Source organism: Pseudomonas sp. LBUM1652 (assembly GCF_059716105.1).
The window spans coordinates 2,430,637-2,455,126 of record NZ_CP166804.1 but is presented as its reverse complement, the minus strand read 5'-3'; the positions used below and the strand labels follow the sequence as shown (position 1 = coordinate 2,455,126).

Genomic DNA, 24,490 nt, shown 5'->3' with positions numbered 1-24,490 from the left:
TCAGGCCACCGCCCGGGACATGACGTACAAGCCGTCACGCACGGTCATCGAGTCGTCTTCAAGGGTGCGCAGTTGCACCCCGGCCACGTCCGGATGCGCATCGAGGCGCGCCGGGGCATGCAGATAAACGTTGAAGGCGCGTTCGCTGGTCGACGCCTGCAACTGCCGTTCGCGACCGATCAAGGCACTGAGCGCTGCATCGCTGTCGCTGCCACCCGCCGAGCGCACGCCGGCCCAACGCCCTTCCCGGGCCAGCAGCAACACGCTGCGTTGCGGCTCGGCGACCACGAAGAGGAAGTCGCCGGCGTCGAGGCTTTTGTCGAAACGGTTGAACGCCGTCATCAGGTATGGCTGCACCGAGCGCAGGCGCACACCACGGCCGCTGACCAGTGCCCGCAGGCGATCGAGCAAGTCTTGCGGCAAGGCGCTGGCGATGCGGTCGTAACCGGCAGGCTCGGCAGACAACACCAGAGTCCAGGTTTGCGTCGGCACGCCGAACAGGTCTTCGAAGCACAGTTGGGCGAAGCCCCTCAGCTCATCCGGGCTGCTGATTTGCGCGCTCCACGGCACCAGACAGAAACGGCTGAAGTGGCCGGAGATCACCACGCTCAATTCGGCACCGGCGCGGGCGTGTTCGCCGAGCAGACGGTCGAGGGTGTCCAGCGCCACCGCGTAGCTCTGGAAGCCTTCGTCGATGTAACCGACGCTGCCCAGCCACAGGGTTTCGCTGCCCCGCCGCTGCCCCAGGCCAACACCGCTGGCGCCGAGCACGGCGACAAAATGTTCACGAGATAAAAGTGACACGATTGATCTCCTCCAGCGTGGTGCGACCTTGTTCCACCAGCTCCAGCGCCGATTCGCGCAGCAGGCGCAAACCACGGGCACAGGCCAGGGCTTTGATTTTGGTGATGGGTTGGCGCTCGACGATCATCTGCCGCAGCTCGTCGTCCAGGTGCAGCAACTCGGCAATCGCCGTGCGTCCGCGATAACCGCTGCCCCGGCAGTGGCCGCAGCCTTTGCCGTGAACGAAGTGGTAGTGGTCGACTTTCTGCGGGTCGAGGCCCGAGGCGCGCAGTTCTTCATCGCTCGGGTTGACCGGCGCGCTGCAACTGCTGCACACCAGCCGAATCAGGCGTTGGGCGAGGATCGCGTTGAGCGCCGAGACCAGGCTGTAGGGGTCGATTTCCATTTGGGTGAAGCGGCCAATCACGTCGAAGACGTTGTTGGCGTGGATGGTGGTGAACACCAGGTGCCCGGTCAGTGCCGATTGCACGGCGATTTGCGCGGTGTCCGGGTCGCGGATTTCGCCGACCATGATCTTGTCCGGGTCGTGACGCAGGATCGAGCGCAGCCCCCGGGCGAAGGTCAGGCCTTTTTTCTCGTTGACCGGGATTTGCAGCACCCCCGGCAACTGATATTCGACCGGGTCTTCGATGGTGATGATCTTGTCCACGCCGTGGTTGATCTCGGTGATCATCGCGTAGAGCGTGGTGGTCTTGCCGCTGCCGGTCGGGCCGGTGACCAGCACCATGCCGTAAGGTTCGGCGGCGAGGCGCCGTAACTGGCGCAGGGTCTCGTCTTCAAAGCCCAGCGCTTGCAATTGCACGCCGCAGACCTTGTCGGCCAGATCCTGTTTGTCGAGCACCCGCAGCACCGCGTCTTCGCCGAAGATGCTCGGCATGATCGATACCCGGAAGTCGATCTGCCGGCCACTGATACCGATCTTGAAGCGACCGTCCTGCGGTACGCGTTTCTCGCCGATATCCAGTTCGGCCATGACTTTGACCCGCGAGATCACCTGTTCGGCAAACTCGGCGCCCTGGACTTTGCTGATGTTGTTGAGCACGCCGTCGATGCGGTACTTGATCACCAGACCGTGGCCGGTAGTACCGAGGTGGATGTCGCTGGCGTGCATTTTCAGCGCGTCGTAGAGGGTCGAGTTGACCAGTTTCACCACGCTGCTGGCGTCTTCGCTGATGCTGGTCAGCGACAGGCTTTGCAGGGTGTCGATCTCGCTGTGGGTGTCGCCCTGGGCGTTCAGCGATTCGACGGCGTGAAAGCTCTCTTCGTGGCGTGCCAGATAGGCCTTGAGGTCGTCTGCGTGTACCAGATGCAGCGGCGCCCCGTGCAGGCAATCGTCGATCCAGGCCAGCCGCGCCGAATCAAAGGGGTCGGCAAACACGCCGATGACTTCGTCGTTGTGGCGCAGCAGGATGAATTCACGTTTGAGGCATTGTGCGAGGGTGACCCGGTCGAATACCGGCGTCGATTGAAACAGGCTGTCGGTGTCGAGCACCGGGTAATGCAGGGTGGCGCCGAGGCAATCAATGAACGGCATCGGCGCCAGTTCGCACAGCACGCCGAGCGCATCCAGTACGCGTTCCCCGGAACTGGCGGCCCGCGCCCGGGCCTGGGCCAACTGCTCACTGGAAAAGCGTTGCGGTGCGCTTTCCACCACCAGCGGTTCGACGACAACGGACAGACGTTCCATGGTTTGCTCTCCAACCGGGGCTTAAAGCCCTGTCGGCGCGACAAACCCTGGCGGCAAATGCCGGAACGTCTGATCGCGCCACTACTCCCCGGTGAGCATTTGATCGTCGTCCGGTGCCTTGGATGGCGACTGTCGTCGTCGATCCGCCAGCACCCAACTGCCATCGTACAACTGCAACGGGAAGCTCTCGGTCCTGCTCTGGCGTCGTTCGACGAAACCCTCGGAAGGGTTCGCACCGGGTTTCGCTTCGCGCTTGAACCCCAGAAGGTCGCAGACAGCTCGGGCCAGTTCCGCCAATGGAAACGGTTTGAACAGGATGTGGCTGACTTCCAGTTGCCGTGCCCGCTCACAAACTTCAGCGGTCGGGTGACCCGTTATCAGCACAAAATGACACGCCCTGTTCTGGCGGACCGCGTCGAGCACCTCAAAGCCTTCCATATCGGGCAAGCGGTAATCGAACACCAACACGTCGGGGGCAAACGTTTCGGCTGAACCGATACCCGTCGCTCCGTCATGTGCAATCCGGACGTCCAGCCCCTGCGCCGACAGATAATCCTGAAGATTCTGTGCAAGCAGCTGTTCGTCTTCGACAACCAGTACTTTGTTAACCAAGGTCGACTCCTTGAAACCCGCAAGTCCGAAAACTGAACCCGCTGGAGTGCGCCTTACCATGGGTAACGCACACTTCATGCCAGGCTGAGTGCCGGTAAATTTTAGTCTTCATGTCCTTGAATTTCATGACAATGCCCGCTCGTCCCGGTACCCCGTTCCCCAAAAACGGGGAAGCACCTGAATGGGCATCGAAGCCATTCCCCACTAATGGGGGGGAACCTTCAATCGTCGTCAATTCGTTCGATCCTGTTCTGCGCCCGCAATTGCGCGAGCACTTGGCGACGAGCCTGGGTCTGTTGCTGTCGGGCAAACTCGCCCGTGACTGCTTCCAGCCCCTCTGATTGTGGGACATCGCTCGCCTCCAACTGGTTCTGCAAATAAATCAGATGCCAACCAAACGGTGATCGCACCGCACCGCTGGCAAACCCCGAAGCGCTGATGATAGACGCTCGCATCTGATTTAAGCGTAGACGTGCCTGAGCCTGCGTGGCGGCATCGGCGTTCGGCGCGACTTTGATCAAGACGTGCCTCGTCTGGGTGAACCGCTGCCGGATCAGGTCGGCGAACATCTGCTGCGCGGCCAGTTCGCGACGCATGTACTCGACGTACGAGGCTTCATCGAAACCCGCCTCCTGCAAACGCCGGTTGAAGTTCTCGGTGCCGCCGATTGTAGTGCGAGTCTGTTCGACCTGCCGGCGCACGCTTTGCTCGTCAATCACCACGCCACGTTTGCGCGATTCCTGCCACAGCAGCTCTTTGTCGATCAGCGCATCGAGCGCGGCCTGACGCAGCTGTTTATAGGCTTTGGGATTGCGAATGCTCGCCACCGCGCGGCCCTGATCTTCCAGGTACTCGGCGAAGAACCGCTCAAGGCGAAACTCGGAGATTTCCTCGCCATTGACCCGCGCAGCCGCTGGCCCATTGTTGGCCAAGGCTACGGGCAACCAGCATGTCAGCAACAGCATTAACGTTCTGAGCTTCATGATCAGAGCCTCCGTTCAGGGGCTGGCAACAATCGGTTTATAGGGTGCAACCAGATAAAAGCGCTGATCCGGTAAATCCACCGTGACGACATGCGCGCCGCTCAACCCCAGACGTCGTCCGGGGCCGAAATTGAGGCGCGGGGTCAGACCGGTGTCGAAGTCGTGCAGGCCTTCCAGCGCGGCCACCAGCTTTTCGCGGCTGGCATCGCGTCCGGCCTGTTTCATGCCTTCGCTGAGCAGCAACATCGAGGCGTAGGCGCCGACCTGCAGCACTGCGTGCTGAGCGCCAAGGCCTTGATGCTCGCGCAGCAACGTCAGGGCCATGCGTCCGCTCTGGGTCCAGTCGCTCGGTACGAACGGATAGGCGAGGAACACCCGCCGGGAAAAGCCTTCCGGCACCTGCATCAGATCCCCGGCCACCTGGCTCGAGGCGGCGAACAGGTACGGCACCTGCCCGGCACTTTGCAAGCGTGCGGCCAGGCGACTGAAGCCAGCGCCGCTGCCCAGATAGAAGACTGAACGCGAGCCCAACGGCAGCGCATCCGCCGCCGGGTCATAGACGTGTACCTGGACGTTCTGCCAGCCGTGACCCTGCAAATACTGACCCAGGGTTTGCGCCGCTTGCGTCTGCGCGGGGTCGTCGGCACAGGCAATCAGCGTCGGCCCCTGCAGCACGCGCAGGCTGGCCGTGGCGTAATCGGCCAAGGCAATCAGTTGCTCGCGCAATCCGGGCAACGGTTCGAAAATCTGCGCACTGGCCTGCACCGAGCCGAGCAGCGACAACGGCCCGATCAGCGGCACGCCGGCCTGCTCCAAACGGGTTGCCAACGCGCTGTCGAGGGCCGGCGCCAGCGGCGCGATCAGGGCGAACACCTGTTCCTGCTCGATCAGTCGCTGCAACGCCTGTTCGGCACTGGCGCGATCCGGGCCGGGGTCGATCACCGTCAGGCGCAACTGCCGGCCATGAATGCCGCCCGCCTGATTGATCCGCGCGACACTGCCGTTGAGCACCGCCGCCACCGTGGCGCCCTCCTCGGCTAACGGTCCTTGGCTGGGCAGTAACGTACCGAGGCGCAAGGTCTCGGTATCGAGACCGGGGTCGCGCTCATCGGCCAGGCGTTTAAGGTAGGCGGTGAGGTTGCGCTGATCCTTCATCGACAGCAGAAAGCGCGGCATGCTCGGGTCGAGACGGTTGTTGCCGGGGTCACGTCCCTGCTGAATCACCCTCGCCACGCTGCTGTCGGTGTAGGCCGGATAGTGGCGGCCGTTGACCTGTTGCTGGCCATAACTGCTGGTCAGACGCGACCAGTTCAACGCCGGCGGACGCACCCCGCCTTCGGGCCGGCCGAGGCCATCGGCGCCGTGGCAGTTACTGCACGGCAGGCTGGTGGCCGGCAGCAACACATCCGCCGCGCCGACCCGCGCCATGATCGCCTCGCCACTGGCCGACAGACCTTCGCGGTACAGGCGCTTGCCCGCCGCTTCTTCGGGCGTCAGCGGCAGCGCCGTCGCGCCAAAGCTGACGCTGGCGAGCAGGAACAGGGCGAGAACGCGGCAGCGCTTCATGGTGCGTGCTCAACGGCCAGCCACGGGCATTGTCAGCAACTGCAAGCGCTGGGCAATGGCGGCGGCCGGGGCATCGGGGCGGATTTTGCTCCAGCGTTTGTTGGCGACATCGCCGACGATCAACTGCGTGGAGTGTTGTTCCGGTGTCGGAATGATCTGGCCGATACGGCTCAACACCAGGTCCATCTGCGCCTTGTCGCCGGTAAGAAAAAGCCAATGAGGGTCATCGGAACCCTGCTTCAAGGTGTAAGCCTTGAGCACCGCCGGCGTGTCGCGCAGCGGGTCACTGGTAAGGGAAATAAAGGTGATGTCCTGAGCCTTGTCACCCAGCAACTCGCGCACTTCCTTGAGTTTGCGGGTAATCAACGGGCAGGCATCGTTGCAACTGGTGAAAATCACGTTGAGCAGCACCACGCGGTTTTGCAGCGCGTCGCTATAGAAGCGCAGGGTTTCGCCATTCTGATCCTGCAACGGCGTATCGGTGAACCAGGTTTTAGCGTCGCGGGTGCCTGTGGCCGGTGCCGCCGCAACGCTTTCAGTTGCGGTGGCAGAAGCCTCGGGAGCATGGCCTTCGTGGGCAACGGCGACGTTGCCGAAAATGCACAAGCACGCGGTCAGGGAAATCCAGTCGAGGGCTCTCATGGCTGTTGCTCCATGGCAATGGCGGTGTGTTTGGCGTGGGTGCGCAGGCCGCTGAGCTTTTCCACTTCCTTGGACAGCAGCGCCGGATCGGTGAAGCCGTAATAGCGGGTCCAGTGGCGGCTGTCGCCATCACCGACGAGGATCAGCGGTTGATGATTCTTCAAGTCGCCGCTGAAACTGCCCAGCCCCTTGAGGGTTTCAGTGATCGATTGCGACGAGCCGGTCAACCAGCTCCAGCCCGGGCCGCGCTGGAAGGTGCGGGCGTATTCCTGCAAGCGTTTCGGGTCATCGCGTTGCGGATCAACGCTGATCGACACCAGTTGCACTTCAGTGCCGACCCGTGCGCCCAGCTGCTTTTGCACCTTGCCCATGATCGAAGACACCACCGGGCACACCGTGGTGCAACTGGTGTAGATGAAGCTCATGACAACGATTTTGCCCTGCACCAGATCCTGCTCCAGGCGCACGGTTTTGCCGTTTTGATCGAGCAACGAGACGTTGGCGAATTTGACTTGAGCGTTTTCCTGCGAGTTGCTGGGGACGGCTGCTTTGTGCCCGGCATGTTCGTCGGCTGAATGGGCCTGAGCCTGGTGAATGCCCACGCTCAGCAGGCACAGGGTCAACAGGCCACGGGATGCAAATCGGTTCATGTCGAAATTCCTCTTCATGAGAACGGATCAACGCGTCTGGCCCGGGGCTACCCGAACACTGGCAAAGGTCTTGTCATCGAAACCGGCACCCAGCGATGCCGCACGCACATGCAGGTACCAGGCGCCGCTGCGATCAAGGGTCACCGGCGCTTCGTACACGCCATCGGCGACTTCCCGTGCCGCCACTTCGCGGGGGTGCGAGGTCGGTGCAAGGAAGTAGCGCAACTGCACGTCTTTCACGCCGCTGCGCTGGACTTTCTGCTTGCCCTGAACGATGCGAAAACGCACCACGTAGGGGTCATTGAGCGCCACGGCAGTCTTGTCGAGCAGAAACTCGACCTTCGGCTGCCCGAGGTGTTTTGCCACCGTGCCATCGGCTTCGATTTGCGCCGTGAAGCAGTGAATGATGTTCGGTTGATTGAGCAGGAACGCCACGTCGAAACGCCCCGCTGGCGGCAGTTTCACCCGCGCGCTGTACAGCCCCGGCGACACTTCGCGCAGGCTGCGGTCGATGACCATGGCCGCCCGCGCAATCTGCCCCCGGTTGGGGTAACCGGACATCGGCGCGTTCATGCCTTCGGCGTAGAAATAGGTGGTGTTGTCCACCGGGTTGACCACGAACACTGCGTTGTCATCGCGCGATACCGCCAGGCTTGAGGCCAGCGGCAAATCCCCGGCCATGCGCGGTGGTTGCGGGCCGGCTTGAAAACCCTGGCTGATCGGCTGGCGGCCTTCACCGAGCGAGGCCAGATTGATCATGGTGACCTTCGGCGAAGCCAGTCCGCGCACGTAGGCATAGGCCTTGGTGAACACCACTTGATAGGGTTCTGCGGACACGTCGAGGTCGTGGATCGCCGAGTCGTTGGCCGCGTCGATGATCGAGGCGCGGTTTTCCACGGTGTTGAGCACCACGCCAAAGCGGCCGTCAGCGCTGAAACCCATCGGGCCGAGGCCTTGCTGGAGCGGGATAACCCGGCGCACGGCATGGCTGTTGCCGTCAATCACGGTCACGGTGCCGTCCTTGCCATCGGCCACGTAAACCGCGCCGGACAATGGCGAGTACGCGACCGACAGCGGGCTGGAGCCGGTTTTGACTTGCTTGAGGATGTTCAGGCTGGCGATATCCACCACGCTCACGGTGCCGTCGTCACGGTTGCTGACGAAGGCAAAACGGCTGTCCTTGCTGAAGCTGATTTCGTGATGGCCACGGCCGGTGGCCAGATGTTTGAGGGTTTTGAGGCTCTGAGTGTCGATCACCGTCACCCCGGACTCTTCGGCTTTGCTCGCGTTGTTGCCGACCCACAACAGACGTTCGTCCGGTTGCAGTGCCACGCGCACCGGTTGGCTGCCAGCGGCAATCGAGTCGAGGACTTTGAATTGTTCGCTGTCGATCACCGCCACTTCGCCGGCCGTGGGCATCGACACGAATACGCGTTTGTTGTCTTTGGGCGTGACCCAATCCATCGGCGGTTGCTTGAGTTCGATCCGCGCCATGGTGCTGGTGATGCCGCCGACCGACACCGAGGGATCGACCACGGCAATGCTCGCGTCGCGGTTCATCACCAACAGGTAATAACTGTTGAGATCGAGCAGTGGGCGCGCGCCGATGTTGGATTTGAGGAACACCCCGACCCGGGATTTGCAGCTTTTTTCGCGACCCTGGGCCAGATCGGCGGCGACGGTTTCAGGGTCGACCCACGCCCCCGGCGCCACACCGGACAACGGCTGGCCGGAGGCGCTGTCGGTGATGCGGAACTGCACGTCGGCGAACTCGCCTTCACGCAGTTTGCCGTCAGCGGCCAGCGGCTGGAGTTTGAAGTCCACCGCCACGCCATCGCGTTTCAGCACCTGGCCGGTCTCGGGTTGCGCCAGCGCCATTTCGCTGAGCGTGAGCAACGCCCCCGCGACTGCCAGCAGACAAACTCCCGTGATGTTGATGATCCTGTTCATACCGCACTCCCCAAGAAACTTATGTCCAGAAACCGTGTTTCCTGTGGGAGCGAGCCTGCTCGCGAAATCGGTGTGTCGGCTAGCGCTGATGCCGCAGGTACCGCCGTCTTCGCGAGCAGGCTCGCTCCCACAATGGATCGCATGTATGCCGCTCCTGCTACTGCCCCTGCGGTGCCGGTTCCGGTTCATTGGTCACCCGCAGCAATCCCCACAACCCGGAAATGTTGCCGTAGGCGCCGTAGTCGCGGAACAGGTAGTCCCCCGGTATCGCATTGCTGCCCCCGGCGCTCGGCAGCATGAGGCTGAAGTGCGCTGCCGGCAGGACGCTCTCGCGGGCGCCGATGTACATCGACATCGGGTTGTAGCCGTAACGCACCGAACCCACGCCCGGCGTGCCCAGCGGATAGCCACTGGTGTCGCTCTTCTCGGCCTGGAACGGATTGATCGACCAGACGTGCCCGTCGAGCTGGAACGTGCTGCCACGGCTGCCACCGCTCGGCATCAGGACGTGTGCGCGCAACGGCTGCCCCGGTTTGGCGTAGAGCACCGGCGTCTGCGGATCACCGCCGACCAGCGCATTGCTGTAGGCCATGTGCGCGTTGGTCATGTCGCCATAACCAGCGCCATCGGCGTGCCCGAACGGTGCGTCCGGGGCGAGGCCGAAGCGATACCACAGCGGCTCGGTCTTGTAGTTGATCGCCATGCTCGAGTTGTCCTGCGGATCGGTCGGCAAGCCGAAGCCTTCGGCGGCAATGCCTTCGACCGGCCGGCCGTTGGCCCAACGGGTGTTCAACGCTTTGTGCCAGACCATCGCGAAGTCGCGGTAAGTCGTTTGCCCCGGCGCGGTGACCGTGGCGTTGACCTTGCGTGCATCGTCGACCCAGGTGGCGCCGATCGGCAGGATGCTCATCGCCCCGCCAAGGCCTTTTTGCGGCTGCTTGATCACGTCCGCCGGAGTGAAGTTCAAACCGCCGAACTCGACCGCCGTGGCATTAATGTTGTCGACGCTGCGACCCAGTTGGGTCACCGGTTTGCCTTCACGCTCCAGGTGCCCGGCGTAGTACTGATAAGTACGGGTCGGGTACGCGCCGCTGCTGCCAACGCGCGGCGGCACGGTCTGGGTCGGATTGACGCCGACGTTGGTGCCGTCGGATTTGGTGATGTCGTAGGCCAGCAGTTGCGCGTGCAGGCCGACGTGGCTGGACGGACGCATCAGGTTGTTGCTGAAGGTGGTCGAACCGAGGCCGCTGTTGCGGTCGCGCTTGACCATGCCTTGCATCACGGCGGTCTGGGTCAGATCCGGCATCACGCTCGGCAGACGGTTCTCCAGAGTGATGTTGATGCAGTCCCCGGCAGCCGCGCGCAGCACCAGCGGCTCGACTGGAATGCCGGGCTTGAGCTTGCCGCTGACCGGATCAAGGTCGGATTTGCGCACGTACAGGATCGCGGTCGGATCATGCAGCGGCCCGCTCTGCCCGCCGATGGTGATGGTCTCGCCATTTTCAGGGTCGGTCACCGTCACCTGCGGGATGCTCACCGTGCGCGAGTTCAGCACCAGGGTGCCGCCCGCCGGGTTTAGCGGCCCGCCAACATGCTGGCCGAGGCCTTCGGGATCGCCGATGGTCAGGCCCAGCGTATTGCCGAGGATGTCGTTGGCCAGGGCTGCGACCACTTCATAGTTGCGCTGCACAGTCGGCCGGGTGCCGATGCCGTTCGGGTTGGCGCCGTAGCGTGGGCAACTGCCTTCAAACGCGACGGTGTTGCGCATACCGGCCGGAGTCGGGTTGTTCGGGATGGCGAACAGGTCACTGCGTTTGGCGGTGTAGTTGCGCATCACGCCCCAGATTCCGCTCCAGTAGCCTTCGATCGAGGCGTCCATCGAGTACAGATAGTCGCCCGTCGTTGCCGCAGAACTGGAGAGCATCGACACCGGCGCAATGAAGCCCATCTGCTCGGAGATGCCGATCATCTGCGACGCACGCCAGCCGGAGTTGGAGCTGTTGCCGAAACCGGAACCGCTCTGCAGCCATTTCACGCCGTGCAGGGTGACGTTGTGCTCTTCCTCATGACCGCCGGCATGCACCCGCAGCCGCACGTTGTCGCCGGTGTAAGTGCGCAGCATTGGCGTGAACGGGTCGCCCGGTTCTGCGCCGCCCTTGTTGATGTGCGGCGGGAACAGCGTGGTGCCGCCGGTAGGCCCGGTGGCCGAGGTGAGCAGGTTCGGCGCCAGGTTCATCGCCGGGATTGCACGGTCGGTACGGCTCTGCATGGCATACGCCAGGTCACCGCCGAGGCCGTCGGCCTGCATGCCGCGCTTGCCGTCCGGGCCGACCTTGTTCGGGTCGTAGACGCGCAGGGCCAGCGGCTCGTTGCGGTAGTTGACGACGAACATGCCAGGGTCATCCACCGAGATCGCCTGTGGGCATGGCCGGCTCGGGCAGCCCGGGACCTGACCACCCTGCACTTCCACGATACCTTCGAGCAGGTTGCTGGCGTTGTTGCGCACTGGCGGGTTGATCGCGTAGCGGAAGCTGTCGGCCGTGGCCGGGAACGCTTGCGGATTCGGCACGCCATTAGGCCCGGCGCCGACATACACACCGGCTTCATAGGCGTGCTGGAAGTCGCTGTATTCGAGGAAGAACTCACGGAAGCTGTCGTTCTTGCCGTCGCCATCGAGGTCGCCGGTGTTGATCACCGCCTGCCATGAAGTCGGCCCACCGTCCTGACGTGCGCCGCTGTACAGAGGCTCGCCGGTTTCGGCGTGCAGCCAGGTGGAACCGGCAGGTTCAGCCAGCACGGTGGCGTACAGACCAATCTGTTGGTGCGTCGATGGGCCTAAGTGGTCGTGAGTGAAAATCGTGCCGAGGCCACGGTCCACGCCTTTGATATTGACCACCGGATCGACGAACCAGCGCTGCATCGCCGTGCGCGCACCGATCCAGTCGGCACGACCGAATTGACCAAAGTACGGATGCGCCTTGGCTTTCGGGCAGGCCTGAGTGCCATCGCGCGGGTCGGTGCCTTCGCACTGGTTGAACTCGCGGATCGCGAGGATACGTTCCTGCACGGCACCTGGGGAGAGCACGCCGTCCTCGTAGTTCCAGCCGTTGGACGAGCCATCGGCAGAGGTCAGATCCCACTTCGGCAAGTGGATGTGCTGGCCGATCACGTCGGTTGGCGTGCGGACTTGATAGTCGTCCATTTCATAGGTGGCCGGCACCAGGTTGGTTTGCTGGTATTGCACGCAATCGAAGGTGTTCATGCGCATCACCAGAGGCTCTGGCGGACGCTGCTTGGTGATCACCGGCCAGGCGTCTTCCCACAGCGCCAGAATGCGCGCCTGCGGAAAGTGGTAGCCGACTTTGTTGTACACCGCGTCGAACTGGATGTTGGCGGCTTTGTAGATCCGTGGCCGGTCGGCGGTGAACGTCGAGGCGCCGACGAAGGACATGCCGTCAACCCGCTCGCCGCTGGCAAACTCACCGCTGCCGGCGCTGCTGGTCAGGCGTTTTTGCCGGTCATCCATGCAGGGCTCGTAGTACGGCGCGCCGGCAATCGGCAAGGCGCCGTTGGTGCGGAAAGCCTTGGCCACCACCTGATTGCCGGGCAGCAAGGCATAGCTTGGGTGATCCTTTTTCGCGTGGAAGGCCATGGCCGCCTGTTCGACTTCAGTGCCCTCTTCCGGCATGTAAATCGGTTTGGCACGGGTGACTTCCTTGGAGAAATCCAGCGACGTGGTCACGGTGCGCGCCTCGCCTCCCGCCGACACGCCATCGAGTGTATGGCGCTGCAAACCACCGTCCCAGCCACCGGATTGCGCCGGCTCGAGGTTGGCCCACAGCGCTTTGCCGCTGGCCTTCAGGGATTGCGCGGTGGCGGCGTCGAGCATGTCCAGCGGTGGGGTTGGCGGACGTTGGCCGACCGAGCTTTCCATGCCGCCGATCCAGAATGGATAACCAGGGTTTTTCAGGCTGCCGTCAGCATTGCGGTTGGCTTCGCTGCGATCCACCAACGCCAGGGAACCGATGGCTTGCCCACCCGCGTTGCCGCCTTGGTGCTCGCCGTCGTCGTCGCCCTCTTCTTCGTCATCGTCGTCGTTGCCGGCCACCAGGGTTTCACCGATTTTCGGCACCACCACGACTTTGCCGGGCATCGGTGCCATGGCTTTGCCAGGCAGCGGCACTATTGCAGGAATGGGTGTGCCGGCGATGATTTCGCCATCGGGCAATGCCCGGGCACCGACCGCCGGTTTACCGCTGCGCAGCGCAAACGGTTCGCTGTGATAACCGTCCGCGCCTTGCTGCGAAACATCGAGTCGGGTGCCTTCTTCAAACACATCGTGAACCCGCCACATGGCCCACATGCCTTGGGCGAAGTGCGGGTAGAAGTGGCAGTGATAGATCGCATCCCCCGCCACCCGGTTGCGGTTACCCGAACCGCCGTTGGCGATTTCATAGGTATAACCGGCGCCCGGCCCAATGCCCTGGGCGTCGACGTAATCGGAGTTGTCGTCGTTGGGGTTGAACAGCCACTGATGGCCGTGCAGGTGGAAGATGTGCTGCTCGTGACCGTTGTGGGTATTGCGGAATTTGACGAAGTCACCAATGTAGCTGTGGTTGACGTTCGACGGCTCCGACGGATACAGGGCCATGGTCGCTTTGACACCGATCTGATCGGCACGAGGCGTTTGGCCCGGGAGAATATTCTCAAGTCCCGCGTTGGCCGGTACGTCCACCAGCATTGCCACGTCGCCGACGGTGTGCGAGCTGAGGAAGAATTCTTCGTAAGCGCAGGACAGGCAGTCATGCATCGGCCCTACGCCCAAACGGTTGGCGACTACTTCGGCGCCCATGCCGCCGGAGCCGTAGTTGATCATGAACGAATCGCGGGTCGGCTCCAGCACATGGGCCATCACCGGGTCTGCCCAGTAAGCGGGAAATGCTTGCGTGGCGGCGGTTTCGTCCTGGAATTGCGAGGCGAAATCGCGGAACGGTTCGAGTCGGTTAGGGATCGCAGGGTTGCGTTTGCCGACCGATTCCAGCGGATAAGTGCTGGCCGGGAAGCTGCCGTCGGCGTTGCTGCCCATGACAATCGCGTCGCTTTCGCTGGAAATGATTTCACTGCCGTCGACCATGTTGATGATCGGCGTGCCGGCCTTGCCTTCGCGCAGCCACGGTTCGCGCTGCGGATAACGCGCCTGGTAGTCGACGATGGGCTGACCGGTCGGTGCACGGCCGGTGGTGGCCAGGCGCATTTCCTCTTCGGTCAGGGTGTTGCGATAGCTGCGGCCGCCCTTGGGCACCACCACGACCTGGCCGAACAGGCCGTTGGCAACGTTACCCGCCGCGCCTTCGCCGCCAAACGTCGCACCGCGGCTGCTGACCGCAAACGCGCCTTCGCGCTCAGCGAACAACGTGTAGGAGCGGCTTGCGCCCGGCACCACCAGGGTGTTGGCGTTGCGCCCGGTGAACGAGGAAATGTCGTCGATGCTGTTCACCGCTTGCAGGCCGTTGACCTGAAAACCGACATGACGATCAGCGACTTGCTCGTCGACTTTGAATTCTTCGGCGCCGTTGGCGTTTTCACCGCCCTCTTCTTCGCCCTCGTTTTCGAAGTGCTTGTTCGGGTTGGCCTGATAGTCGAGCAGGTTCTGCAGATTGATCGTCAGGCAATCCCCCGCCGCCACCCGCAGCACCAATGGCCGCGGACGCTTGTCCGCACGCAACGACACCTTGCCCGGCACCGCCGCGCCGCCGTAGGCCAGCGACACGTCATGCTCATCGACCACATCGCGGCGCAGGGCGTACATCATGCCGTTGGCATTCTGCGCACCGAGGCGGTTGAACATCAGCGGCTGATCGAAGGCCACGACATTGGCCACCAGGTTGCGCTCGCAGCGAACGGCCGCGCTGGCCAGGTCGATGCTGAGCATCGAGGCCAGTATCAGCAACCAATTGAATGAGCGATGAGCGTGATGAAAGCCGACCATGATCGCAAACCTCGTAGTGGGTGCTCACGGGAATGATTCTCGTAAACCGGTGGAGCAATCCGCGTGCCACAAAAAATTTCATTACCGTTCAATCAGTTACCGCAACGACTTGAGATTACGGGGGATATTCCCCACCGCTTTTCCCCACTTTTCGGGCCTGCCCGATTTGCTCCGAAAGTGGGTGAACCGGGTGGGCCTACAACGGCGCATCCATCGCCAGCCCCTGCAATCGCCGGTATTGGCGCAGCACGTTGGGCACATAACGCTGGGTTTCAGCGAACGGCGGAATCACCCGGCCACGGCTGAGCACGGCTTCCGGCCCGGCGTTGTAGGCGGCCACCGCGAGCGCGATATCGTTGTCGAACAGGGTCATCAGACGCTTGAGGTATTTGGCCCCGCCCTGGATGTTGGCCTTGGGGTCGTAGACGTCCTTCACCCCCAACTCCCGTGCGGTGTCAGGCATCAACTGCATCAACCCGCCTGCCCCTTTGGGCGAGGTCGCGCCGGCGTTGTAATGCGACTCGGCGTTGATCACCGCGTGCAGCAACGCTTCAGGTAATTGATGGGCTGTCGCCGCCGCCGAGACCAGTTCGGCATAGGGCTGCCTGGCGATCATCTGCGGCTGCTGATCAAGGCTGACCAGCGGTTTTTCGGCTTCCTGAATCACCCGTTCGTAAGTGCGTCCGGGACGGTGAACATTGGACAGAACGTAGCTGCCCTTGGCGTCCACGGAGATGAACACATCGGCTTGCGCGGTGCCGCCAAGCAGCACACAGCCGAGCAATCCGCTGGCAAGAAATTTCATGTCGGGCCTCCCCGGATCAGCCCCGATAAATTGGGGGAAATGCCCCAATGGCCGATCACGTTTGAGCCATACGCAAGCACTGTGCCGTTTCATGGAAAGCCCGAAACACAAGGGCTTCAGCCAATCAACCAGGTTTAAGCGGGGGCTGAGCATGGCAATTGCATAAGCCCTCCTGGCGACACGGCTGCCACTCACGGGAGGTCATCATGAAGCTGCAAATTCGTCCGCGTAGCCAACGCGGATTCACCCTGCTCGAACTGCTTGTGGTGCTGGTGGTGCTCGGTCTGTTGGCCGGGATCGTCGCGCCGAAATACTTCGCCCAGTTGGGCCGCTCCGAGGTGAAAGTGGCCAAGGCGCAGATCGAAGGCCTGAGCAAGGCGCTGGACTTGTATCGACTGGAGGTAGGCCACTACCCGTCCACCGAACAAGGCCTACAGGCATTGGTACTTGCGCCGAGCGATGAAGCGAAATGGACCGGCCCGTACTTGCAGAAAAAACTTCCGCAAGACCCATGGGGCCGAAATTACGCCTACCGCTATCCCGGCGAAAACAGCGAGTACGACCTGCTGTCGATGGGCAAGGACGGCCAGCCCGGCGGTGACGGCGAAAACGCCGAAGTGACCAATTGGCAGTAAGCGGAGCGCGGCCCATGCGATTTAATCTGAAAGCGGTCGGCAAGGCTGGTGTGGTGTCTATGAGCATCGAGGCGCCGGGGCACAGCGAGGCGCGGCACATCGCCGAAGACCAGGGTTTGCGCGTGCTTAGCCTGCACGCAGAAAAACACTGGCGCTCACTGCGACTGCGCCAGCGCGAAACCTTCAATCTGGTGTTGTTCAGCCAGGAACTGACCACCCTGATCAACGCCGGCTTGCCGTTGATCGATGCGCTGGAAAGTCTCGCCGAAAAAGAAACCGCCCCCGCTGCCCGCAAAACCCTGAGTGAGCTGGTGCGCCTACTGTACGAGGGCAAATCGTTCTCCCAGGCATTGGGCCAGTTGTCGGCAGTGTTTCCGCCGCTGTACGTGGCGCTGGTGCAGTCCAGCGAAAAGACGGGTGCGGTCGGCGAAGCACTGGGTCGTTACGTCAGCTATCGCCAGCGTATGGACGAGGTGCGGCAAAAGATCGTCAGCGCCTCGATCTACCCACTGTTGTTGCTGGTCGTCGGCGGTGGCGTGGTGTTGTTTTTGATGGGTTACGTGGTGCCGCGCTTCAGCCTGGTGTTCGAAGGACTGGGCTCGAACCTGCCGTGGCTGTCGCAGATCCTGATGAGCAGCGGGATGTTTCTGCATGCCCATCAGCTTGAGTTCTTCGGTGCGTTGGCGGCGATTGTCGTGGCCCTCGCCCTGCTGCAAAAACAGCCGGCGTTTCGCCGATGGCTGGATCGGCTGGTGGAGAAGCTGCCCGCCGTCCATCAACGGATTTTCATGTATGAACTGGCGCGGTTTTACCGTTCGCTGGGGATTCTGCTGCAAGGCGGGATTCCGCTGGTCACCGCCATGGGCATGGTCCGCGGCTTGCTCACCGTGGCGTCGCGGGCGCGGCTGGATCAGGCCTGCGAGCGAGTGCGCGAAGGCCAGTCATTGTCTGCTGCGCTGGAACTCAACCGGCTGGTGACGCCAGTGTCCCTGCGGCTGCTGCGAGCGGGCGAACAATCCGGCAACCTTGGGCAGATGATGGAACGCAGCGCCGATTTCTACGACGAAGAAATCAGCCGCTGGATCGAGTGGTTCGTGCGTTTGTTCGAACCGTTGCTGATGACCTTCATCGGCCTGCTGATCGGGGTCATCGTGATCCTGATGTACATCCCGATTTTCGAACTGGCTTCGAGTATTCACTGACCTCGGGAACGGGTCGGATCGACGCAACATCGCTCATCGACGTTCCCAACCAAATCACAAAGATGGAGAACGATATGCACATTCAAAAGCTCATGCTCGCAATGGCCATCGGCGCAGTTCTTTCAGCGTCTACCGTATTGATTCCGGACAGCCTGTCGGGAGTAGCCACTGTTCAAGCCAAGGAAGGTGGCAGTGGCGGAGGCGGTGGCGGACATGGCGGCGGTGGCGGTGGCGGTGGCGGTGGCGGCCATGGTGGGGGGGGCGGTGGTAGCGGCGGCGGAGGAAGTGGTGGCGGCAGCGGCGGTGGCGGGAATGGTGGTGGCCACGGTGGCAGTGGCAGCGGTAGCGGTCATGGCGAAGGCGGCGGACACAGTGGCAGCAGCGGTCAGGGCTCGGGACATTCCGGCGATCACTCAGCCTCGGGTCGCAGCGGCAATCACTCCGAACCGGGGGATGATCACGGCGTACACCGGTCAGGTGAAGTCGGTGATGATCGCGGTGTTCACGTCGGCGGCGAACCTGGCGATGACAAACGCGCCAACTGAATCGAGATAACACCTCGATACCTGTGGGAGCAGCCGCAGGCTGCGATCTTTTGATCTTGACCTTTGCCAGCAAGATCAAAAGATCGCAGCCTGCGGCAGCTCCTACAAAGGGTGGGCGACTGGATTCTGGTTAAGGCGTTCCCGCAAAAACTCCACCAGCGCCTGCACCGGCCGGGAAGCCTGACGATGTTGCGGATACACCGCCGACAACGTCAGCGGCTCCGGACGCAAGTCATCGAGCACCGGCACCAGTCGGCCATCCTTCAACGCCGCACCGACAATGAACGTCGGCAGATAGGTAATCCCCATCCCCTGCACCGCAGCATCGCGCAGCAACTCGCCGTTGTTGACGCGCATGCGCCCGGTGACGTTGACCAGCAGCGGCTTGCCCTGCCCCTCATTGAACCGCCATTGCACCGAGCGCCCGTGACCGTAGGGCAAGCAATCATGACTGTGCAAATCTTCGGGTTTGAGCGGCGTACCGCGTTCGGCCAGATAGGCCGGGCTGGCGCAATACACCCGTTCGATGGAGGCGATACGGCGGGCGATCAAGGTCGAGTCTTCCAGCACACCAATGCGCAGCGCCAGGTCATAGCCTTCGCCGAGCAGGTCCACCGGGCGGTCGTTCAAGTCGACTTCCACCGTGACCTCGCGATAGCGCTGCAAGAACATCGGCAGCAGACAACCGAGATGCGCCACGGCAAACGACAGCGGCGCACTCAGGCGGATCGTCCCGCGTGGCTCGGCGGTTTGCCCGGCGATGCCCTGCTCGACCTGCTCCACCTCACTCAACAGGCGCAGGGCCGATTCGTAATAGCTCTGGCCCAGTGGCGTGACGTCCAGCCGGCGGGTCGAGCGGTTCAATAAGCGCACGCCAAGGCGCTCTTCCAACTGCATCAACCGGCGGCTGACGAACTGCTTGGACAGGCCCAACTGATCGGCTGCTGAGGTGAAGCTGCCGGAGTCCATGACCTGGCAAAAAATACGCATGTCTTCGAACGGGTTCATTGTCACTCTCTGGTGGACAGTTAAACGCTTTATAGCCGCTTTTTCACTTTTCGGCATCCCACTAATCTGTGCTCACGGTGTTGCTGAGGCCTGAACCCCAGCGCCACAGCAGCCCGCAACTCAGGCATAAAAAATCAAACGGATTAAAAGGAATTGCACATGAACATCGTCAAAAAAACCCTGACCGCTTCCCTCCTCGCCCTGTCCATCGGCAACGCTTTCGCCGCTGGCAGCCCGGGTGTCGAACACAACACCCAAGCCTTTCTCGAAGCCCTCGCCGCCGGTGGTGGCAAGCCGCTTGAGCAACTGAGCCCAAAAGACGCCCGTGCGGTGCTGACCGGCGCGCAGGCTTCGGTGAAGGTTGATCTGTCCGGTGTGGAAGTCAGCGACAAGGCGATCAAGGTCGACGGCCAGACGATCAACCTGAAAGTGGTGCGTCCGGCCAAGGTCAAAGGCGAGTTGCCGGTGTTCATGTTCTTCCACGGTGGCGGCTGGGTATTGGGCGACTTCCCGACGCACCAACGCCTGATTCGTGACTTGGTGGTGGGTTCTGGCGCTGTGGCGGTGTACGTCGATTACACGCCGTCGCCGGAAGCGCAGTACCCGACTGCGATCAACCAGGCTTACGCCGCAACCAAATGGGTGGCTGAGCACGGCAAGGACATCGGTGTCGACGGCAAGCGTCTGGCGGTGGCCGGCAACAGCGTCGGCGGCAACATGGCGGCAGTCGTGGCACTGATGGCCAAGGAACAGAAAGCCCCGGCGCTGCGCTTCCAGTTGCTGATGTGGCCGGTGACCAACGCACAGTTCGACGATGGCTCGTACCAGCAATTCGCCGAGGGTCACTTCCTCACCAAAGGCATGATGAAATGGTTCTGGGACAACTACACCACCAACCCGGCCGAGCGTGCGCAGATCCACGCCTCGCCACTGAACGCCAGCGCCGAACAGCTCAAAGGCCTGCCCGCCGCGCTGGTGCAGACCGCCGAATTCGACGTGTTGCGTGATGAAGGCGAAGGTTATGCCCGACACCTGGATGCGGCAGGTGTACCGGTGACCGCGGTGCGCTACAACGGGATGATCCACGACTTTGGCTTGCTCAATCCGCTGAGCCACATTCCCGAAGTGAAAGCGGCGGTACGCCAGGCAGCGGCTGAGCTGAAAACCCACCTCAACTAAGCCCAAGCCCTTCCCCACGCAGCGATGTATGGGGAAGGGCTTTTTTGTGGAAGCGCTCCCATGAACTTCATGCTTGCTCACCTGCTGTCCTGGAGTGCCGTGTTGCTGGTGCTCGATGGCCTGCTCTGGCACCTCGCCCCCTTCACACATCGCGCGCCGCGCGTGGGTGTGCGGCTGGTGCTGTTTCTGGCGTTCACCGCGCTGGTGATCAACGCCGGTGTCAGCCCTTTGCAGGCGCCGCAGTTTGCCGATGACCAGGTCGCGCAACTCGGTGCAACCGCGCTGGGCATTATCTGGTGGTTGTACGCCGCGCGAGTCCTTACCGAAGTCATCGGCCTGATCCTGATGCGGCGCATCGGCCACAGCGGTCGCTTATTGCAGGACGTCATCGGTGCGCTGGTGTTTCTGGTGGCCATCGTCGCTGCGGCCGGCTACGTGCTGGAGCTGCCGGTCAAAGGCTTGCTGGCGACGTCCGGTGTGTTCGCAATCGTCGTCGGTCTGGCACTGCAAAGCACCTTGGCCGATGTGTTTTCCGGGATCGTTCTGAACACCACCAAGCCGTATCAAGTGGACGACTTCGTGGTGATCGACGGCGTCGAGGGCAAAGTGCTCGACATCGATTGGCGCGCCACGCACCTGCTGACCAGCGCCGGCACCATGGCCGTGGTGCCGAACTCGGTGGCGGCCAAGGCCAAGATCGTCAACCTCAGCCGGCCGAATAACATGCATGGCGTGTCGATCAGCATCAAAGTGCCGAACCACATCCGCCCACGCCGCGTGCTCGACGCCCTCGACCGGACGCTGCAAGGCAGTAGCAGCCTGCTGCTGAGCCCGGCGCCGAAAGTGGTGTTGAAAGAGGCCGGCGAAGAAATGTCCGAATACGTGGCCAGCGGGTTTATCGCCGAACTGGGCAAGAAAAGCGAAGTGCGCAATCAACTTTTCGACCTCGCACACCGCCACTTGGAAGCCGCCGGGATTTCGCGGCATCCGGACGGCGTGATCGAACCGTCGACCCGCGCCCGCGCGTTGCTCGATGAAGTGAAAATCTTCCGCTCGCTGAGTGCCGACGAACGTGATCGCCTCGCCGAATCGATGGTCGCGCAGCAGTACAGCGCGGGCCAGGTGGTGCTGGATCTGGACGAAGTGCCGGAGAGTCTGTTCGTGATTGCCACCGGGGTGGTCAGCGCAACGGTACCGGATGGCGCCAGCCAGACAGAGGCCGGGCGCATGGGGCCGAGTGAGGTCATGGGCGAGCAAAGCATTCTGGCGGATACCCCGTCGCAGGCTACGTTTACGGCGCTGACGTCGAGCATCATCTATCGCCTCGACAAGAACCTGACGCGCCAGTGCATGGAGCAGCGCAAGGAGGTTGGGTCGGCGTTGAACAAGTTGCAGGCGGTGCGGCAGCAGAACAGTCGCCTCGCGTTGATGGTTAAACCGGTGGTGGTGAGGAAAGGCGGGTTTCTCGGTTGGCTGCAAAAGCGCTGATGCGAAGATTTTAAGATCAAGAGCTTACCCCCTCACCCCAACCCTCTCCCCCAAGGGGGGCGAGGGGGAAAGGGAGCTGATCTTCAAGCTTTTCAAGACCGGAGATCGACTCGATCGCTCAGGTCGGTGCAACTCGAAAGAACCCCTCGGTCAGTCCCCTCTCCCTCGGGGAGAGGGCTAGGGTGAGGGGCTTTTCAGGCGCGATCGATTACTTGGCCGTGAACTTGGTGTAGCTGTTGATCAGGTTGCGGTAGTTCGGCAGACGCTCGGACAGCAGATGCGCCAGGCCTTCCATGTCGTTGCGCCAGTCACCCTGCAGCTCGCAAGCCACAGCGAACCAGTTCATCAGATGAGCACCGGCCGCCGACATGCGTGCCCACGCCGCTTGTTGCACGGTGGTGTTGAAAGTGCCGGAAGAATCGGTCACCACGAACACTTCGAAACCTTCAGCGATGGCCGACAGCGTCGGGAATGCCACGCACACGTCAGTCACCACACCGGCGATGATCAGTTGCTTGCGACCGGTAGCCTTGATGGCTTTGACGAAGTCTTCGTTGTCCCAGGCGTTGATCTGGCCTGGACGCTGAATGAACGGCGCGTCCGGAAACTGCTCAAGCAGCTCAGGTACGATCGGGCCGTTCGGGCCTGCGTCGAAACTGGTGGTGAGGATGGTTGGCAGCTTGAAGAACTTGGCGATGTCGCCCAGTGCCAGCACGTTGTTCTTGAATTCGTTTGGCGAGAAATCCTGTACCAGCGAGATCAAACCGGTCTGGTGATCGACCAGCAGCACAACCGCATCATCTTTGTTCAGACGCTTGTATGGAACGCTCATGGGAAACTCCTGGGTGGATGGTTGTTGCGTGAAGCGCCGACCGTCGAGGCCGGCGCTTTTGGGTAAGAATCAGAAGGCGAAGCAGGAACAGCCGAACGCGCCCCAGAAACCGGCGAAATCGCTGACCGGGGCATTCGACAGGCGCGCCTTTTCATGGCTGTGCGAGTGCACGGCGCACGCGCCGACGCATTGGTGCACCTGAGCCTGCATCGGCGCGTTCTGGCGCCAGTGGCCCGGGACTTTTGCCACCGGCGACCAGTCCGGCAGCACCGGCACGCTGGCTGGCCCGAGATCCTGGAAGTCGCCCGCGGCGTAAACGATCTTGCCGCCAACCACGGTCAGTACGGACTCGATCCACTTGATGGCTTCTTCTTCGACGTGGAAGAAGTCCGCGCTCAGCGCCGCCAGATCTGCCAGTTGCCCGACTTTGATCTGGCCTTTCTTGCCCTGCTCGGACGAGAACCAGGCACTGCCGTGGGTGAACAATTCCAGCGCGGTGGTGCGCGGCAAACCTTCTTCGTACAGCGCCAGACCACCGACGGTGCGGCCGCTGACCATCCAGTACAGCGACGTCCACGGGTTGTAGCTGGAAACCCGCGTGGCGTCGGTGCCTGCGCCGACCGGCACACCTTCGGCGAGCATGCGTTTGATCGGCGGCGTGGCTTCAGCAGCTTTCGCGCCGTAACGGTCGACGAAGTACTCGCCCTGGAACGCCATGCGATCCTGAATCGCGATGCCACCGCCCAGCGCTTTCACCCGTTCGATGTTCTGCGGGGTGATGGTTTCAGCGTGGTCGAAGAACCACGGCAGACCGTTGAACGGAATGTCACGGTTGACCTTCTCGAACACGTCGAGCATGCGGCTGATCGATTCGTTGTACGTGGCGTGCAGACGGAACGGCCAGCGCTGTTCAACCAGATGGCGCACCACCGGTTCCAGCTCCTGCTCCATGGTTTGCGGCAGGTCCGGGCGCGGTTCGAGGAAGTCTTCGAAATCCGCTGCCGAGAACACCAGCATCTCGCCGGCGCCGTTGTGGCGCAGGAAGTCGTCGCCCTGGTGCAACTTGACGCTGCCGGTCCAGTTCTGGAAATCGGTCAGCTCTTCTTTCGGCTTCTGGGTGAACAGGTTGTAGGCGATACGCACGGTCAACTGGTCATCTTTGGCCAATTGCTCGATCACCTGGTAATCGTCCGGGTAGTTCTGGAAACCACCGCCGGCATCGATCGCGCTGGTCAGGCCGAGGCGATTGAGTTCGCGCATGAACTGGCGAGTCGAGTTGACCTGATACTCCAGCGGCAGCTTCGGCCCCTTGGCCAGCGTCGAGTAGAGAATCATCGCATTGGGTTTGGCCACCAGCATGCCGGTCGGGTTGCCATTGGCATCACGGACGATCTCGCCACCCGGCGGGTTCGGCGTGTCACGGGTGTAACCGGCCACGCGCAATGCGGCGCGGTTGAGCAGCGCACGGTCGTACAGGTGCAGGACGAACACTGGCGTGTCCGGCGCGGCCTGGTTGAGTTCTTCGAGGGTCGGCATGCGTTTTTCGGCGAACTGGAATTCGTTCCAGCCGCCGACCACGCGCACCCACTGCGGCGTCGGTGTGCGGTCGGCCTGCTCCTTAAGCATGCGCAGCGCATCGGCCAGCGACGGTACGCCTTCCCAGCGCAGTTCGAGGTTGTAGTTCAAACCGCCACGGATCAGGTGCAAGTGCGAGTCGTTGAGACCGGGGATGACGCAGCGGCCGTGCATGTCGATCACTTGCGTGGATGAACCGCGCAGGGCCATGGCTTGGGTGTCGTTACCAACGACCACGAAACGGCCGTCCTTGATCGCCACGGCACTGGCCAGTGGTTTAGTGCGGTCTACGGTATGAAATTGGCCATTGAAGAGAATCAGATCGGCGTTCATCGCAG

The 24,490-nt window shown here is 62.3% G+C and carries 18 protein-coding genes; 5 read left to right on the top strand and 13 right to left on the bottom strand.

Annotated features, from left to right (window positions below; genetic code table 11):
- The 10 genes from ACA069_RS11185 to ACA069_RS11140 all read right to left on the bottom strand — a co-directional run bounded on the left by ACA069_RS11185 (position 1) and on the right by ACA069_RS11140 (position 15,688).
- A complete protein-coding gene (locus tag ACA069_RS11185) occupies positions 1-804 on the bottom strand; it encodes a hypothetical protein (protein WP_497617531.1) in 804 nt (267 codons plus the stop codon).
- Positions 785-2,491, bottom strand: coding sequence for a GspE/PulE family protein (locus tag ACA069_RS11180; protein WP_401265789.1), 1,707 nt, complete (start codon positions 2,489-2,491; stop codon positions 785-787). The genes ACA069_RS11185 and ACA069_RS11180 overlap by 20 nt, the downstream gene beginning before the upstream one ends.
- A gap of 81 nt (positions 2,492-2,572) precedes the next feature.
- Complete coding sequence (locus tag ACA069_RS11175; RefSeq protein WP_187677002.1) at positions 2,573-3,103, bottom strand: response regulator; 531 nt, start codon at positions 3,101-3,103, stop codon at positions 2,573-2,575.
- A 221-nt stretch (positions 3,104-3,324) separates the two neighbouring features.
- Positions 3,325-4,086, bottom strand: a complete 762-nt coding sequence (locus ACA069_RS11170; RefSeq protein WP_187677001.1) for a SurA N-terminal domain-containing protein — start codon at positions 4,084-4,086, stop codon at positions 3,325-3,327.
- Between the two features lie 15 nt (positions 4,087-4,101).
- Entirely contained in the window at positions 4,102-5,652 is a 1,551-nt protein-coding gene (locus ACA069_RS11165) for an ABC transporter substrate-binding protein (RefSeq protein ID WP_497617528.1), read from the bottom strand.
- A 9-nt stretch (positions 5,653-5,661) separates the two neighbouring features.
- Positions 5,662-6,294, bottom strand: coding sequence for an SCO family protein (locus ACA069_RS11160; RefSeq protein WP_401265794.1), 633 nt, complete (start codon positions 6,292-6,294; stop codon positions 5,662-5,664).
- Positions 6,291-6,944, bottom strand: a complete 654-nt coding sequence (locus ACA069_RS11155) for an SCO family protein (protein WP_187676998.1) — start codon at positions 6,942-6,944, stop codon at positions 6,291-6,293. Before ACA069_RS11155 ends, ACA069_RS11160 begins: the two co-directional genes overlap by 4 nt.
- A gap of 27 nt (positions 6,945-6,971) precedes the next feature.
- Entirely contained in the window at positions 6,972-8,894 is a 1,923-nt protein-coding gene (locus ACA069_RS11150) for a YncE family protein (protein WP_497617527.1), read from the bottom strand.
- A gap of 157 nt (positions 8,895-9,051) precedes the next feature.
- Positions 9,052-14,883, bottom strand: a complete 5,832-nt coding sequence (gene mnxG / locus ACA069_RS11145) for a manganese-oxidizing multicopper oxidase MnxG (RefSeq protein ID WP_497617525.1) — start codon at positions 14,881-14,883, stop codon at positions 9,052-9,054.
- Between the two features lie 196 nt (positions 14,884-15,079).
- On the bottom strand, positions 15,080-15,688 hold the full coding sequence (locus tag ACA069_RS11140; protein WP_187676995.1) for a lytic transglycosylase domain-containing protein: 609 nt from the start codon (positions 15,686-15,688) through the stop codon (positions 15,080-15,082).
- 206 nt (positions 15,689-15,894) lie between these two features.
- Here ACA069_RS11140 and gspG point away from each other — a divergent pair, with 206 nt between their 5' ends.
- The 3 genes from gspG (at position 15,895) to ACA069_RS11125 (ending at position 18,070) form a co-directional block, all read left to right on the top strand.
- Positions 15,895-16,323 carry a type II secretion system major pseudopilin GspG gene (gene gspG, locus ACA069_RS11135; RefSeq protein ID WP_401265805.1) on the top strand — a complete coding sequence of 143 codons (429 nt, stop codon included), beginning with the start codon at positions 15,895-15,897 and terminating at the stop codon, positions 16,321-16,323.
- A 14-nt stretch (positions 16,324-16,337) separates the two neighbouring features.
- Positions 16,338-17,525, top strand: a complete 1,188-nt coding sequence (locus ACA069_RS11130; RefSeq protein ID WP_187676993.1) for a type II secretion system F family protein — start codon at positions 16,338-16,340, stop codon at positions 17,523-17,525.
- Between the two features lie 74 nt (positions 17,526-17,599).
- On the top strand, positions 17,600-18,070 hold the full coding sequence (locus ACA069_RS11125; protein WP_497617522.1) for a hypothetical protein: 471 nt from the start codon (positions 17,600-17,602) through the stop codon (positions 18,068-18,070).
- 102 nt (positions 18,071-18,172) lie between these two features.
- Here ACA069_RS11125 and ACA069_RS11120 read toward each other — a convergent pair whose 3' ends face one another.
- On the bottom strand, positions 18,173-19,078 hold the full coding sequence (locus ACA069_RS11120; RefSeq protein WP_187676991.1) for a LysR family transcriptional regulator: 906 nt from the start codon (positions 19,076-19,078) through the stop codon (positions 18,173-18,175).
- Positions 19,079-19,237: 159 nt separating this feature from the next.
- Between ACA069_RS11120 and ACA069_RS11115 the strand changes: the two genes are divergently transcribed.
- Entirely contained in the window at positions 19,238-20,257 is a 1,020-nt protein-coding gene (locus ACA069_RS11115) for an alpha/beta hydrolase (protein ID WP_497617520.1), read from the top strand.
- Between the two features lie 60 nt (positions 20,258-20,317).
- A complete protein-coding gene (locus ACA069_RS11110) occupies positions 20,318-21,745 on the top strand; it encodes a mechanosensitive ion channel domain-containing protein (protein ID WP_497617518.1) in 1,428 nt (475 codons plus the stop codon).
- Between the two features lie 208 nt (positions 21,746-21,953).
- Here the strand turns inward: ACA069_RS11110 and ycaC are convergent, their stop codons facing one another.
- A complete protein-coding gene (gene ycaC, locus ACA069_RS11105; protein ID WP_016774080.1) occupies positions 21,954-22,577 on the bottom strand; it encodes an isochorismate family cysteine hydrolase YcaC in 624 nt (207 codons plus the stop codon).
- A gap of 69 nt (positions 22,578-22,646) precedes the next feature.
- Positions 22,647-24,485, bottom strand: a complete 1,839-nt coding sequence (locus tag ACA069_RS11100) for an amidohydrolase (protein ID WP_401265817.1) — start codon at positions 24,483-24,485, stop codon at positions 22,647-22,649.
- Positions 24,486-24,490 lie beyond the last annotated feature (5 nt).

What these genes read in the sequence shown, in the direction of transcription:
- ACA069_RS11180 (WP_401265789.1), bottom strand. Translation starts at nt 2,491, where the DNA reads ATGGAACGTCTGTCCGTTGTCGTCGAACCGCTGGTGGTGGAAAGCGCA.
- ACA069_RS11170 (WP_187677001.1), bottom strand. Translation starts at nt 4,086, where the DNA reads ATGAAGCTCAGAACGTTAATGCTGTTGCTGACATGCTGGTTGCCCGTA.
- ACA069_RS11165 (WP_497617528.1), bottom strand. Translation starts at nt 5,652, where the DNA reads ATGAAGCGCTGCCGCGTTCTCGCCCTGTTCCTGCTCGCCAGCGTCAGC.
- ACA069_RS11160 (WP_401265794.1), bottom strand. Translation starts at nt 6,294, where the DNA reads ATGAGAGCCCTCGACTGGATTTCCCTGACCGCGTGCTTGTGCATTTTC.
- ACA069_RS11155 (WP_187676998.1), bottom strand. Translation starts at nt 6,944, where the DNA reads ATGAACCGATTTGCATCCCGTGGCCTGTTGACCCTGTGCCTGCTGAGC.
- ACA069_RS11150 (WP_497617527.1), bottom strand. Translation starts at nt 8,894, where the DNA reads ATGAACAGGATCATCAACATCACGGGAGTTTGTCTGCTGGCAGTCGCG.
- mnxG (WP_497617525.1), bottom strand. Translation starts at nt 14,883, where the DNA reads ATGGTCGGCTTTCATCACGCTCATCGCTCATTCAATTGGTTGCTGATA.
- ACA069_RS11140 (WP_187676995.1), bottom strand. Translation starts at nt 15,688, where the DNA reads ATGAAATTTCTTGCCAGCGGATTGCTCGGCTGTGTGCTGCTTGGCGGC.
- gspG (WP_401265805.1), top strand. Translation starts at nt 15,895, where the DNA reads ATGAAGCTGCAAATTCGTCCGCGTAGCCAACGCGGATTCACCCTGCTC.
- ACA069_RS11130 (WP_187676993.1), top strand. Translation starts at nt 16,338, where the DNA reads ATGCGATTTAATCTGAAAGCGGTCGGCAAGGCTGGTGTGGTGTCTATG.
- ACA069_RS11125 (WP_497617522.1), top strand. Translation starts at nt 17,600, where the DNA reads ATGCACATTCAAAAGCTCATGCTCGCAATGGCCATCGGCGCAGTTCTT.
- ACA069_RS11120 (WP_187676991.1), bottom strand. Translation starts at nt 19,078, where the DNA reads ATGAACCCGTTCGAAGACATGCGTATTTTTTGCCAGGTCATGGACTCC.
- ACA069_RS11115 (WP_497617520.1), top strand. Translation starts at nt 19,238, where the DNA reads ATGAACATCGTCAAAAAAACCCTGACCGCTTCCCTCCTCGCCCTGTCC.
- ACA069_RS11110 (WP_497617518.1), top strand. Translation starts at nt 20,318, where the DNA reads ATGAACTTCATGCTTGCTCACCTGCTGTCCTGGAGTGCCGTGTTGCTG.
- ycaC (WP_016774080.1), bottom strand. Translation starts at nt 22,577, where the DNA reads ATGAGCGTTCCATACAAGCGTCTGAACAAAGATGATGCGGTTGTGCTG.
- ACA069_RS11100 (WP_401265817.1), bottom strand. Translation starts at nt 24,485, where the DNA reads ATGAACGCCGATCTGATTCTCTTCAATGGCCAATTTCATACCGTAGAC.